The following is an 11,530-nucleotide window of genomic DNA, read 5'->3' as shown; positions in this document are numbered from 1 at the left end:
AGCGACGGGCACTCCGCGATACGGTCGCGCGTTGGAAGGGCGAGGACGCCCGTCCCTTTTGTCATGTACGTCGTCATGCAGGCCAGGTACCAGGAGGCACCCAGAGATGTCGGAAACGCAGACCGGCGCAGCGCAGCGCGGGGAGCAGATCCTCGAGGTCTTCGACACCGCTTTCGGTGAGCTGCTGGCCGCCGATCCGGCTGCCTTCCGGGTGAAGTTCCGCAAGATGGCGGGCTCCGCCTTCGCCTTCTACCGGGGCACTGCGTGTCTCTTCTACAACGACCTGGAGCGGGAGCGGCACGGCGGGCCGTATCTCGACGAGCGCACCGGGCGGGTGTGGATCCACGGCGATCTGCACGCGGAGAACTTCGGCACCTACATGGACGCCAACGGACGTCTGGTCTTCAACGTGAACGACTTCGACGAAGCCTATGTGGGCCCCTTCACCTGGGACCTCAAGCGCTTCGCCGCCTCCGTCGCCCTGGTCGGTTACGCGAAGGCCCTGGGCGACGACCAGATCACCGAGCTCGTCCGGGTCTACGCCGCGGCCTACCGCGAGCGGATCCACGCGCTGGCGACGGGCGCGAAGAACGACGAGGTGCCGCCGTTCACGCTGGACACCGCCGAGGGGCCGCTCCTGGGCGCCCTGCGCGTCGCCCGGTCCCTCACCCGGTTCTCGTTGCTGGACTCGATGACCGAGATCCGTGACTTCGAGCGCAGGTTCGCGGAGGGCGGCGGCGCGATCGACCTCGACGCGGCGACGCGCTACAAGGTCCTCGCGGCGTTCGACGGCTACCTGGAGACGCTGCCGGAGTCGAGCCTGACCCGCCCGGACTCCTACCGGGTCAAGGATGTCGTCGGCCGGCGCGGGATCGGCATCGGATCGGCCGGGCTGCCCTCGTACAACATCCTCCTGGAGGGCAACAGCGACGCCCTGGAGAACGATGTCGTGATCTACCTCAAGCAGGCGCAGACCCCCGCCGTCTCCCGGCACATCACGGACGCCGCGGTGCGGAGCTACTTCCAGCACGAGGGGCACCGCACGGTGATCTCGCAGCGCGCCCTGCAGGCGCACGCCGACCCGTGGCTGGGCTGGACCGAGCTGGACGGGGCCGGCCAGCTGGTCGCCGAGGTGTCGCCGTACGCGGTCGATCTGGACTGGTCGGACATCGACGAGCCCGAGGAGATCGCGGCGGTGGTCGCCGACCTCGGACGGGCGACGGCGACGATGCACTCCGCGGCGGACGACGAGAGCGGCCATTCGCTGGTGCCGTTCTCCACCGAGCGGGCGATCGACGCGGCGATCGCGGCCGACGAGGAGGGCTTCGGGGACCTGCTGGTGGACTTCGCCCACAGCTACGGGGCCCGGGCGCGCGCGGACCACCAGATCTTCGTGGACCTCTTCCGCAACGGCCGCATCCCGGGGCTGTAAGTCTTCCCACAGCGCCCTGGCCCTTTAGGGCTGGCTTACAGGTTCGCATGCGACACTCCCTGACGATGGACATCTCCGGGACACAGCTCAGAGTCGTACGCGCGGCGCTTTTCACAGCGCTCGTCGTGACGCTCTCCGCTGCCTCCCACGTGGTGCTCTCCCGGGTCCCGCTGCCGCTCACCCTCGTCGCCGTGCTGGCCGGGGCCGTCTTCGCGACGGCCTACGCGCTGGCCGGCCGGGAGCGCGGCTTCGGGGCCATCGCCGGACTGCTGGTGCCGCTGGAGCTGGCCGCCGACACCGTGTTCACCACCGGCCAGCACCTCTGTTACGGCGCGGCGGGCGGCCCGATCGCGGGCCCGCTGCGCTCGGTCGGCGTGGACGTGCTGTGCGGTGGCGGTGACGTCGGGACCGGCACGACGGGGCTCGGCAGCGTCGGCGAAGTGGGCACCCCGCTGGCCTCGGTGACGGCGGGCGGTCACGGCGCTGCCGCCCTGCTGGCATCGCCCGGCCCCCTGGTGCCGTGGCTGCTGCTGGCCGCGCACGTGACGGTCGGGCTGCTCGCCGCCGCCTGGCTGCACCGCGGTGAGCTGGCGCTCGCCGGGCTGCTGGGCGCGTTCGCCCTGATGGCCTTCCGGCCGCTGCTGGTCGCGGTGGCCGTGGCGGGTGCGGTCCCTCGCTCCGTGGGCCTCGAGGCCCCCGCCCCGGGCGCCGGCCCGCACCTGATGGCCCACGCCCGCCTGCTGGTGCACTCCGTGGGACGGAGGGGACCGCCGCGCTCGGCCTGCGCCATCGCCTGAGCACACGAGTCCCCTGAGACGTACGACCACGCACCCCACGGAGAACCGACCATGAGCAAGCGCAACAGCCAGGCCAACAAGTCCGCCGCCCGCGAGCGGCTGCGCGAGGAGCGCGAGCGCCAGGCCAAGAAGGACAAGACCCGCCGCCAGGTCGTCGTCGGCGTCTCGGTCGTCGCCGCCCTCGCGATCATCGGCGGCGGCGCCTACGGCGTGATGCAGCTGAACAAGCCCGGCCACTGGGACGAGGCCGGTGACGCCAAGAACGTCACCGCGCCGAAGAACACCTCGGGCGAGAACGGCACGACCGTCGTGGTCGGCAAGTCGACCGCCAAGAAGACGCTGGAGCTGTACGAGGACTCCCGCTGCCCGATCTGCGCCACGTTCGAGCAGACGGTCGGTGAGACCGTGCACAAGGACGTCGACGCCGGCAAGTACAAGGTCAAGTACGTCGGTGCCACGTTCATCGACAACAGTGACAACGGCGAGGGCTCGAAGAACGCCCTGAGCGCCCTCGGTGCCGCGCTGAACGTGAGCCCCGAGGCCTTCCTCGACTACAAGTACGCCCTCTACTCCGCGAAGTACCACCCGCAGGAGACGGAGGACAAGTTCAAGGACGACGCGTACCTGATCAAGGTCGCCGACACGGTCGACGCGCTGAAGGGCAACGCCGGCTTCCAGAAGAACGTCAAGGACGGCACGTACGACGCCTGGGCGATGAAGATGTCCGCCACGTTCGACAAGAGCGGTGTCCAGGGCACCCCCACGCTGAAGATGGACGGCAAGACGCTGACCGGCTCGGACGAGAAGAACGCCCCGATGACGGTGGCGGACTTCAACACCGCGATCACCGCCGCGCTCAAGGCCTGATCCACCCGGCCCCGGCCGACGGGCAGGTGAACCCACCGGGTTCACCTGCCCGTTCGCGTGCGCCTCGCGGACCGGACCGTCCAGATCCGGCCACGGCGCGAAGTGTTGCCGGCGCATGACGGCCTCGCGGCGGCCGGTGTTCCGCATGGATCCAATGCGGACACACCGGCCGCCGGAACGACCCGGGACATGACGCCCGTGTCTCAAACTCCGTTGCGGACAGAAGATTTTCTTCCCGTTGTCCTGGTTCGCACCGCGAATGATTGGGCCGGATCAGTTCTCCCCCGGATGTGACATGCCCACGTAATCTCCCGGCGGCGGGTGAGGAAATCCCTCCCCCACCCATCCGCTAGGAGACCCTGTGCGCACTCTTGCCCGTATATCCCCGCGTATGCGCCACCGTGCGATCGGCACCGCCGTTCTGGCCGGAACCCTGGCCCTGGCACCCCTCACCGTCTCCTCCGGCGCCACCGCCGCGCCCGGCAAGGCCACCGCGGCCACGTCAGCCGAGGCCTGCGCCGGCACCCCGGACAGCGCCACCGCCCGCCAGTCCCGCCCCACGGGCCCGCAGCACGCCGCGGATCCCAACGAGCTCACCGCCTCCCAGGCCGCCGCCATCGACAAGCAGCTGAAGCAGAGAGTCGCCGAGCGCCGGGTCACCGGCTCCGCACTCGCGGCCGGCGCGACGATCCCGGTCTACTTCCACGTCATCCACTCGGGCACCACGGGCAAGCTCACCTCGGGCGCCATCAGCAGCCAGATGAGCGTGCTGAACTCCGCGTACAGCGGCCAGGGCACGGGCAACACCCCCACCGGCTTCCAGTTCTCCCTGGCCGGCACCGACTACACGGACAACGCCTCCTGGTACAACCTCTCCTCGGGCTCGTCGGCCGAGAAGTCCATGAAGACCGCCCTGCGCAAGGGCGGCAAGAACGCGCTCAACGTCTACACCGCCAACCTCGGCGGCGGGCTGCTCGGCTGGGCGACGTTCCCCAGCTCCTACAACTCCAGCCCGTCCATGGACGGCGTCGTGATCCTGGACGCCTCGCTGCCGGGCGGCTCGGCCGCCCACTACGACGAGGGCGACACCGCGACGCACGAGGTCGGCCACTGGATGGGGCTCTACCACACGTTCCAGGGCGGCTGCAGCGGCAACGGCGACTACGTCTCCGACACCCCCGCGGAGAAGAGCGCCGCGTTCGAGTGCCCGACCGGGCGCGACACCTGCGCCAACAAGACCGGCGTCGACCCGATCCACAACTTCATGGACTACACGTACGACTCCTGCATGTACCAGTTCACCGCCGGCCAGGTGCAGCGGATGAGCGACAGCTGGACCGCGTACCGCGGCTGATCCCGCTCCGTCACGTCGAAGGGCCCCGCGCCGTAGCGTGCGCGGGGCCCCTTCACGTACTCACAGGGTGGCGAGGAAGCCGATCGCGACCTTCCAGGCCAGCTCGGCCGACGCCCGGTCGAAGTCCGGCAGCTCGGCGTCGGTGAACAGGTGTCCCGCGCCGGGGTACCGGTAGACCTCGACATCGGCGCCGGTCCGCTGCATCTGCAGATACCAGGAGTTCAGCCAGTCGTGCGTCTCGAAGGGATCGGGGTCCGCGACGTGCAGTTGGACGGGCAGCTCGTCCACCGAGGCGTTCTCGGCGATGTCCGACGTGCCGTGGAACAGCAGCAGCCCGCGGGCCTTCGCGTCCCCGAGCGCCAGCGTCTGGGCGACGGACGCGCCGAGCGAGAAGCCCACGTAGACCAGCCCGCGGTCGGAGTAGGGCGCCGCGGCCAGCACCGCGCGCCTGAGCAGCTCCTCCTTGCCCGTCTCCTCCTTGAAGGCGAGCCCCTCCTCGATGGTCTCAAAGGTGTGCCCCTCGAAGAGATCGGGCACGTGCACCTCATGCCCGGCGGCGCGCAGCCGGTCGGCGGCCGCGTGCACCGCGGGGCGCAGACCGTACGTCGAGTGGAAAAGCATGATGTTCATGAGGCCCATGGTGCCATTTACCGTCGAGAGCATGGAGAGCGACAGGATGGAGAACGTACTGCGGCCGCTGATCGTCCTCGGCGGCTCCGCCGTGATCACCCTGGTGGTGGGCTGGCTGCTCGACCTGCTGCTCAGGCGTGCCGACGGCCGGCACCACGAGACCCCCCTGTGGGGTCTGCTGCGGCGCTGCCGGGTCCCGTTCCAGCTGACGCTGGGCACGGCGCTGCTGCGGGCCTCGTACACCCATACCGGGCTGAGCATCGTCGGCGATCACAGGACGGGCATCGGGCAGTTGCTGACGCTGGTCCTGATCGGGGCGTCCGCCTGGCTGGTGGTGGGCGTCGCCGTGGCAGTGGTGGACTCGGTGTACGCGCGCTACGCGGCGAGCACCCGCGATCCGGCGCGGGTGCGCCGGGTGCGGACGCAGGTGACCCTGATCCAGCGCGTGGTCATCGCGATCGTGACGACCGTCGCCGTCGCCGCGATGCTCCTGACGTTCCCCGCCATGCAGACCGTCGGCACCTCGATGCTGGCCTCGGCCGGTGTCCTCGGCATCGTCGCGGGTGTCGCCGCCCAGTCCACGCTCGGCAATCTCTTCGCCGGCCTTCAGATCGCGTTCGGCGACATGGTGCGGATCGGCGACACGGTGGTGGTGGACGGTGAGTGGGGCACGATCGAGGAGATCACTCTGACCTTCCTCGCGGTCCGGACCTGGGACGAGCGGCGGATCACGATGCCGGTCTCGTACTTCACCAGCAAGCCCTTCGAGAACTGGTCGCGCGGCGGGATCCAGATGACCGGCTCGGTCTTCTTCCACCTCGACCACGCGGCGCCGATCGCCGCCATGCGCGAGCAGCTGCGGGACATCCTCGGCGAGTGCGCCGCCTGGGACGGGCGGGACTGGTCGCTGGCGGTCACCGACACCACACCCTCCACTATCCAGGTGCGCGCGGTGGTCACGGCGAAGGACGCGGACGACATCTGGACGGTTCGCTGCGCGGTCCGGGAGCAGCTGATCGGCTGGCTTCGCGATCATCATCCGTACGCGCTGCCGCGGATCGCCACGGCCCCCGCCACGCTGGCGCCGGGCGACATGTGGCCGACCGTGACCATGGACGGCCAGGAGGCGAAGCCGGCGGGCTGGGGCAGGGCGCCGCGCACCGGGCGCGGCTGAGCTCCCGGCGCCGCGGGCCGGACGGTCAGCGCAGGCTGCGTACGTCCAGCTGCCGCAGCACCCGGTCGACCACCTCGGGATCCGCACCGGCCTCGCTGCGCGCGGAGAGCACCGCGTGGCGGGCTGCCGACATCATCTCGCGCTGGATGCGGCTGACGGCCTTGAACCGCTCGGCGCGCTGGGCGTACGCCTCGCGCCGTTCGTCGTCGACCATGTCGGGGCTGATCCGCGCGCCCACGTCGTAGGCCAGCCGCTGGAGGCGCTCCACGAGGTCCTCGGGGAACTCCTCGACCTCCTGGATCTCCTTGAGCCGCTGTCTGGCCGCCTTGGCGGCGCGGATCGCGAGGTCCTTCTCCAGCGCCTCCTCGGCATCGGTGTCCGCCTTGACCCTCAGCCTGCGCACCAGCCAGGGCAGGGTCAGACCCTGGAAGACCAAGGTGACCATGATCACGGCGAAGGCGACGAACACGATCTCGTCGCGGCCGGGGAACGGCTTCCCGTCGTCCGTCTTCAGCGGGATGGCGAGCGCGAGGGCCACGGAGGCCACGCCGCGCATCCCGGCCCACCACATGATCACGGTCTCCCGCCAGCTCGTCGGGATCTCCTCGCTGACGTCGCGGCGGGTGTGCAGCCGCTTGGCCAGCCAGGTCGCGGGGAGCAGGTAGAGCAGCCGTACGCCGACGACGACGGCGACGACGGCGAGGGCCCAGCCGGCCATCTCCAGTTCACGGCCGTCGGCGGTCCCGAAGACGTTGTGCAGTTCGAGTCCGATCAGCCCGAAGGCGACACCGGTGACGAGGGTGTCGACGATTTCCCAGAAGGTGCGGCCGGTGAGCCGGCCGAGGACGTCGTCGGCGTCGGCGGTGTGTTCGGCGAGGAAGAGAGCGGTGGTCAGCACGGCGAGCACGCCCGAGCCCATCAGCTCCTCGGCGAGCACATAGCTGACGAACGGCACCAGCAGGGTGAGCCCCACCTGGAGGGTGGCATCCCCGAGCAGGCCCATGAGTTTGATGGTGAGCCAGCCGATCAAGGCACCCACCACCACGGCGACGACGGCGGACAGTCCCAGCAGCCCGAAGGCCTCGGGCAGCGAGAACGTGCCGCTGACCGCCGCGGCGATCGCCACGTGGTAGAGCACGATGGCGGTCACGTCGTTGAACAGTCCCTCGCCCTCCAGGATGGAGACGAGCCTGCGGGGCAGCCCGACCGATCCGGCGACCGCGGTGGCCGCGACCGGGTCGGGCGGGGCGACGAGCGCGCCCAGCGCGACAGCTGCGGCGACGGGCAGTCCCGGAATGACCGCGTTGGCCACCGCCGCGACGGCCGCCGTCGTGAGGAAGACCAGAGCCACGGCCAGGAGGAAGATCGGCCGTTTGTTGGCGGCGAACTGCCGCCAGGAGGTGCGCTGCACGGATGCGTAGAGCAGGGGCGGCAGCAGTGCGGGAAGAATGATCTCGGGCGGGATGTCCACGTTCGGCACGAAGCTGAGGAAGGCCATCACGACGCCCATGAGGGTCATCAGCACCGGCGCGGGAAGCCCGAGCCGGTCTCCCAGTGGCACGGTGACCACGGCTCCGAGCAACAGCAGGAGCAGCAGGGCCATTTGATCCACGAGGTGCCTTCCGGAGCGCGCCGGGCCGGCCTCGGCGACCGGCCGGCCTCGGCCCAAGCCTGCCATGCAGGCTCCGCAATCCGGACAACGGGCCCTGCTGCCGGCTCCGGGCTCCCGGCCCGACCGGGGCGGGAGCCCTACGCGTCCACGGTGCGGCGCATCGCCCGGTGCGGAATGCCGGCGTCCGGGAATTCGGGGCCGTACGCCACGTAGCCGAGCCGCTCGTAGAAGCCGAGCGCATGTGTCTGGGCGTGCAGGTCGACGGCGGCCAGGCCGAGGGCGCGGGCGGCGTCCTCGATGGCCCGTACCAGGGCCGCGCCGACCCCGAGGCCGCGCGCCTCCTTGGTCACGGCGAGCCGGCCGAGCGAGCCGACGGTGGGATCGCCGCCGGTCTTCGCCGCGACCGCCGGACCGTGCAACAGCCGGCCGGTGCCGAGCGCCGTGCCGTCCGCGGCGACGGCGATGACGTGCACCGCGTCCGCGTCGTAGGCGTCGTACTCGATCTCCTCGGGCACGTTCTGCTCGCCGACGAAGACGTCCTTGCGGATCTGGAAGCAGGCGGCACGGTCCTGCTCACCGGTGACCGTGCGGGTGACGTATCCGGTCATTCGCTCTCTGCCGCGATCCTGTCGAGGGCCTGCTGGAGGTCGTCGGGGTAGGTGCTGGAGAACTCCACCCAGCTGCCGTCCGAGGGGTGCTCGAAGCCGAGCCGGACCGCGTGCAGCCACTGCCGGGTCAGGCCCAGCCGCTTGGCCATGGTCGGGTCGGCTCCGTAGGTCAGGTCGCCGACGCAGGGGTGGCGGTGGGCGGACATGTGCACCCGGATCTGGTGGGTGCGGCCCGTCTCCAGCTTGATGTCCAGGAGGCTGGCGGCGCGGTACGCCTCGATCAGGTCGTAGTGCGTCACGGAGGGCTTGCCCTCGGCGACGACGGCCCACTTGTAGTCGTGGGTGGGGTGCCGTCCGATGGGGGCGTCGATGGTGCCGCTCATCGGGTCCGGGTGGCCCTGGACCAGCGCGTGGTACTTCTTGTCGACGACCCGGTCCCGGAACTGTGCCTTCAGCAGTGTGTAGGCGCGCTCGGACTTGGCGACGACCATCAGCCCGGAGGTGCCGACGTCGAGCCGGTGCACGATGCCCTGGCGCTCGGCGGCGCCGGAGGTCGAGATCCGGTACCCGGCCGCGGCGAGACCGCCGATGACGGTGGTGCCGGTCCAGCCGGGGCTCGGATGCGCGGCGACGCCGACCGGCTTCATGATCACGACGATGTCGTCGTCGTCGTGGACGATCTCCATGCCCTCGACGGGCTCGGCGACGATCTGTACCGGAGCGGGAGCCTGGGGCATCTCCACTTCCAGCCAGGCGCCACCCCGCACCCGTTCGGACTTCCCGACCACCGAACCGTCCACCTGCACCTTCCCGGCGGCGGCCAGCTCTGCGGCCTTGGTGCGGGAGAAGCCGAACATGCGGGAGATGGCGGCGTCGACACGCTCGCCTTCCAGGCCATCGGGTACGGGCAGGGTTCGGATCTCGGGTTGCGTACTCACCTGTCGAGTATGCCTTGCACGGCCTAGTCCTTGTGCACGGTGCCGTCGGGGTCCAGGCCCTTGAAGGAGAGCAGCACGATCAGGATGCCTCCGCAGACGATCGCGGAGTCCGCCAGGTTGAAGACGGCGAAGTGCGCGGGGGCGATGAAGTCCACCACCGCGCCCTCGAAGACGCCGGGCGCACGGAAGATGCGGTCGGTGAGGTTGCCGAGTGCGCCGCCGAGCAGCAGGCCGAGCGCGATCGCCCACGGCAGGCTGTACAGCTTGCGCGCGAGCCGGGCGATCACCACGATGACCGTCGCCGCGATGATGGTGAAGATGATCGTGAAGGCCTCGCCGAGGCCGAACGCGGCGCCCGCGTTCCGGATCGCGTCGAGCTTGAGCCAGTCGCCGAAGATCTCGACCGGCTCCTGGTGCTCCAGCTTCGCCACCACGAGCATCTTGCTGCCGAGGTCGAGCAGGTAGGCGAGGACGGCGACGCAGAAGAGCAGGATGATCCGGCGCCGACGCGTGGCCGGCGACCGGTCGGCGGTCGCTTCCCCGTCCCCCGCGTCCTGTCCGTCCGGCGCGGCGGCCTCCGGGGACACGCCCCCGTCCGCCTGCTCCGGCTCGGCTCCTTCGTGTCCCTCAGCCTCAGGGATGTCCGGCGTACCGATGATGCGCTCCGCCTCTGCCACGTGAGTCCCTCAACCTAGTTCCCGACTGAGGACGAGGGTACGACACACGGGTGGTGATCAGCCGCGTCGCTCCTGCTTCTGTTTGTCCTCGACACAGAGGGTGGCCCGGGGGAACGCCTGCATCCGCGCCTTGCCGATCGGGTTGCCGCAGACCTCGCAGAGTCCGTACGTGCCCGCGTCGAGCCGGGCCAGTGCCCGCTCGGTCTGCTCCAGCATCTCCTGGGCGTTGGCGGCGAGCGACATCTCGTGCTCCCGGGTGATGTTCTTGGTGCCGGTGTCCGCCTCGTCGTCACCCGCTCCGTCGCCGGAGTCCCGCATCAGCCCGGCCAGCGCCAGCCCCGATGCCTCCAGCTCGTTGCGCAGCCGTGTGATCTCGCCGGTCAGCTCGGTGCGCGCGGCCGCGACCTCCTCCGGCGTCCAGGGGTCCTCTCCCGGCCGCACGGCCAGCTCCCCCGGGGCCGTCGCCGCTGCCCGCGCCGGGGGCACGGGTGCCGTGCTCCGTCCGGCCGGCCGGGTCCTGGCCGCGCTCTTCTTGGCTACCACCGTGTGGGCTCCCGTCTGCTCGGCGGCCTCGGCCGCCCCCGTGGCCGCGTCGGCGGCCTTCTTCGAAGCCTTCTCGGCCGTGGTCTTCCCGGCCGCGTTCCTCTTCGCCGCGGCGGTCTTCTTCGCGGCGCCCTTCGTCGTGGCGGTCTTCTTCGCCGCCGCCTTCTTGGCCGTCGTCTTCTTGGCCGCCCTCTTGGCTGCCGTCTTCGTGGTCTTCTCCGTCGGTTCGGCGGCCGCGGTGGACTTCGCGGCCGTGTGCTCCGGCCCGGTCCGCGCGTCCGCGCCGGACGTGCTCTCCCGGCCGGTCTCTCCCGTCGTCTCCCCGGCTGCCGCGCCCGTGGATCTCGCCGACGCCGTCTTCTCTGCGGCGGTCTTCTTCGCCACCATGGCCGCGGCCCCTTCACACATTGTGATCTTGCTCGCGAGTCGTGCTGGGACGATAAGTCGACCCCAGCCCCGCGGCAACGGGGCACGCCGCCGCATCGCCCCTCCCCGTGTCCGGATCACCGCACGCCTGAAACCGTTGTGCCCAGCTCCCCGCCCGGTAATCCGCCTTCCGGCCGCCCGCCGGACGGCGCCGGGACCCGGTGCGCCCCGTCTGGCCATTCGGGTCACGCCGGGCCCCCGGGAAATCCGGTCGGCCGATGCTCCCCCGGGCCCGTACACTGGCCGCAGCGAGAGGCATGGATGGGACGAGTAGCGTCGTACGCAGCCCAGAGCGACCCGGGGACGGTGGGAGCCCGGGGGTGAGCGCGCCGTGAAGATCACCCCGGAGCCGCCGGAAGAAAGCTTTGGACAGTGGGCTCCGCGCCCACGGGTACAAGGCCGGTAGAACCGGCATCGCACCCCAATGAGGGGGTCACGGGCGGCATGCCCGGGGCCAAGGAGGGTGGTACCG

At 70.7% G+C, this 11,530-nt stretch carries 11 protein-coding genes; 5 read left to right on the top strand and 6 right to left on the bottom strand.

The window, feature by feature from the left end; translation table 11 throughout:
• Nucleotides 1–106 precede the first annotated feature (106 nt).
• The 4 genes from ABZ434_RS05730 (at nucleotide 107) to ABZ434_RS05715 (ending at nucleotide 4,450) form a co-directional block, all read left to right on the top strand.
• Nucleotides 107–1,432 (top strand): DUF2252 domain-containing protein, encoded by a 1,326-nt coding sequence (locus ABZ434_RS05730; protein ID WP_359132376.1) that lies wholly within the window; start codon nucleotides 107–109, stop codon nucleotides 1,430–1,432.
• A 65-nt stretch (nucleotides 1,433–1,497) separates the two neighbouring features.
• The gene (locus ABZ434_RS05725; RefSeq protein ID WP_359132570.1) at nucleotides 1,498–2,229 is read left to right on the top strand and encodes a hypothetical protein; all 732 of its coding nucleotides are present in this window, start codon (nucleotides 1,498–1,500) and stop codon (nucleotides 2,227–2,229) included.
• Nucleotides 2,230–2,280: 51 nt separating this feature from the next.
• On the top strand, nucleotides 2,281–3,096 hold the full coding sequence (locus ABZ434_RS05720; protein WP_359132374.1) for a DsbA family protein: 816 nt from the start codon (nucleotides 2,281–2,283) through the stop codon (nucleotides 3,094–3,096).
• A gap of 391 nt (nucleotides 3,097–3,487) precedes the next feature.
• Nucleotides 3,488–4,450 carry a zinc metalloprotease gene (locus tag ABZ434_RS05715; protein WP_359132370.1) on the top strand — a complete coding sequence of 321 codons (963 nt, stop codon included), beginning with the start codon at nucleotides 3,488–3,490 and terminating at the stop codon, nucleotides 4,448–4,450.
• A 60-nt stretch (nucleotides 4,451–4,510) separates the two neighbouring features.
• Here ABZ434_RS05715 and ABZ434_RS05710 read toward each other — a convergent pair whose 3' ends face one another.
• Nucleotides 4,511–5,089: a dienelactone hydrolase family protein gene (locus ABZ434_RS05710; protein ID WP_359132568.1), complete on the bottom strand. Its 579-nt coding sequence runs from the start codon at nucleotides 5,087–5,089 to the stop codon at nucleotides 4,511–4,513.
• A 37-nt stretch (nucleotides 5,090–5,126) separates the two neighbouring features.
• On the opposite strand from ABZ434_RS05710, the gene ABZ434_RS05705 reads away from it, so the two are divergent.
• Nucleotides 5,127–6,254 (top strand): mechanosensitive ion channel domain-containing protein, encoded by a 1,128-nt coding sequence (locus tag ABZ434_RS05705; protein ID WP_359132565.1) that lies wholly within the window; start codon nucleotides 5,127–5,129, stop codon nucleotides 6,252–6,254.
• Nucleotides 6,255–6,279: 25 nt separating this feature from the next.
• Here the strand turns inward: ABZ434_RS05705 and ABZ434_RS05700 are convergent, their stop codons facing one another.
• The 5 genes from ABZ434_RS05700 to ABZ434_RS05680 all read right to left on the bottom strand — a co-directional run bounded on the left by ABZ434_RS05700 (nucleotide 6,280) and on the right by ABZ434_RS05680 (nucleotide 11,019).
• A complete protein-coding gene (locus ABZ434_RS05700; protein ID WP_359132563.1) occupies nucleotides 6,280–7,866 on the bottom strand; it encodes a Na+/H+ antiporter in 1,587 nt (528 codons plus the stop codon).
• Between the two features lie 137 nt (nucleotides 7,867–8,003).
• Entirely contained in the window at nucleotides 8,004–8,474 is a 471-nt protein-coding gene (locus ABZ434_RS05695; RefSeq protein ID WP_359132367.1) for a GNAT family N-acetyltransferase, read from the bottom strand.
• The gene (locus tag ABZ434_RS05690) at nucleotides 8,471–9,412 is read right to left on the bottom strand and encodes an RluA family pseudouridine synthase (RefSeq protein WP_359132364.1); all 942 of its coding nucleotides are present in this window, start codon (nucleotides 9,410–9,412) and stop codon (nucleotides 8,471–8,473) included. Before ABZ434_RS05690 ends, ABZ434_RS05695 begins: the two co-directional genes overlap by 4 nt.
• A 23-nt stretch (nucleotides 9,413–9,435) precedes the next feature.
• A complete protein-coding gene (gene lspA, locus ABZ434_RS05685; protein WP_359132362.1) occupies nucleotides 9,436–10,089 on the bottom strand; it encodes a signal peptidase II in 654 nt (217 codons plus the stop codon).
• Between the two features lie 57 nt (nucleotides 10,090–10,146).
• Nucleotides 10,147–11,019 (bottom strand): TraR/DksA C4-type zinc finger protein, encoded by an 873-nt coding sequence (locus tag ABZ434_RS05680; protein WP_359132360.1) that lies wholly within the window; start codon nucleotides 11,017–11,019, stop codon nucleotides 10,147–10,149.
• Nucleotides 11,020–11,530 lie beyond the last annotated feature (511 nt).

The sequence above is a fragment of the Streptomyces sp. NPDC005761 genome (assembly GCF_040630635.1).
GTDB lineage: Bacteria > Actinomycetota > Actinomycetes > Streptomycetales > Streptomycetaceae > Streptomyces.
This window is presented reverse-complemented; position numbering and strand designations above follow the sequence as displayed.

Coding starts and splice junctions, on each gene's coding strand:
- ABZ434_RS05705 (WP_359132565.1), top strand. CDS start 5,127: ATGGAGAACGTACTGCGGCCGCTGATCGTCCTCGGCGGCTCCGCCGTG.
- ABZ434_RS05730 (WP_359132376.1), top strand. CDS start 107: ATGTCGGAAACGCAGACCGGCGCAGCGCAGCGCGGGGAGCAGATCCTC.
- ABZ434_RS05680 (WP_359132360.1), bottom strand. CDS start 11,019: ATGGTGGCGAAGAAGACCGCCGCAGAGAAGACGGCGTCGGCGAGATCC.
- ABZ434_RS05715 (WP_359132370.1), top strand. CDS start 3,488: ATGCGCCACCGTGCGATCGGCACCGCCGTTCTGGCCGGAACCCTGGCC.
- ABZ434_RS05725 (WP_359132570.1), top strand. CDS start 1,498: ATGGACATCTCCGGGACACAGCTCAGAGTCGTACGCGCGGCGCTTTTC.
- ABZ434_RS05710 (WP_359132568.1), bottom strand. CDS start 5,089: ATGGGCCTCATGAACATCATGCTTTTCCACTCGACGTACGGTCTGCGC.
- ABZ434_RS05695 (WP_359132367.1), bottom strand. CDS start 8,474: ATGACCGGATACGTCACCCGCACGGTCACCGGTGAGCAGGACCGTGCC.
- ABZ434_RS05720 (WP_359132374.1), top strand. CDS start 2,281: ATGAGCAAGCGCAACAGCCAGGCCAACAAGTCCGCCGCCCGCGAGCGG.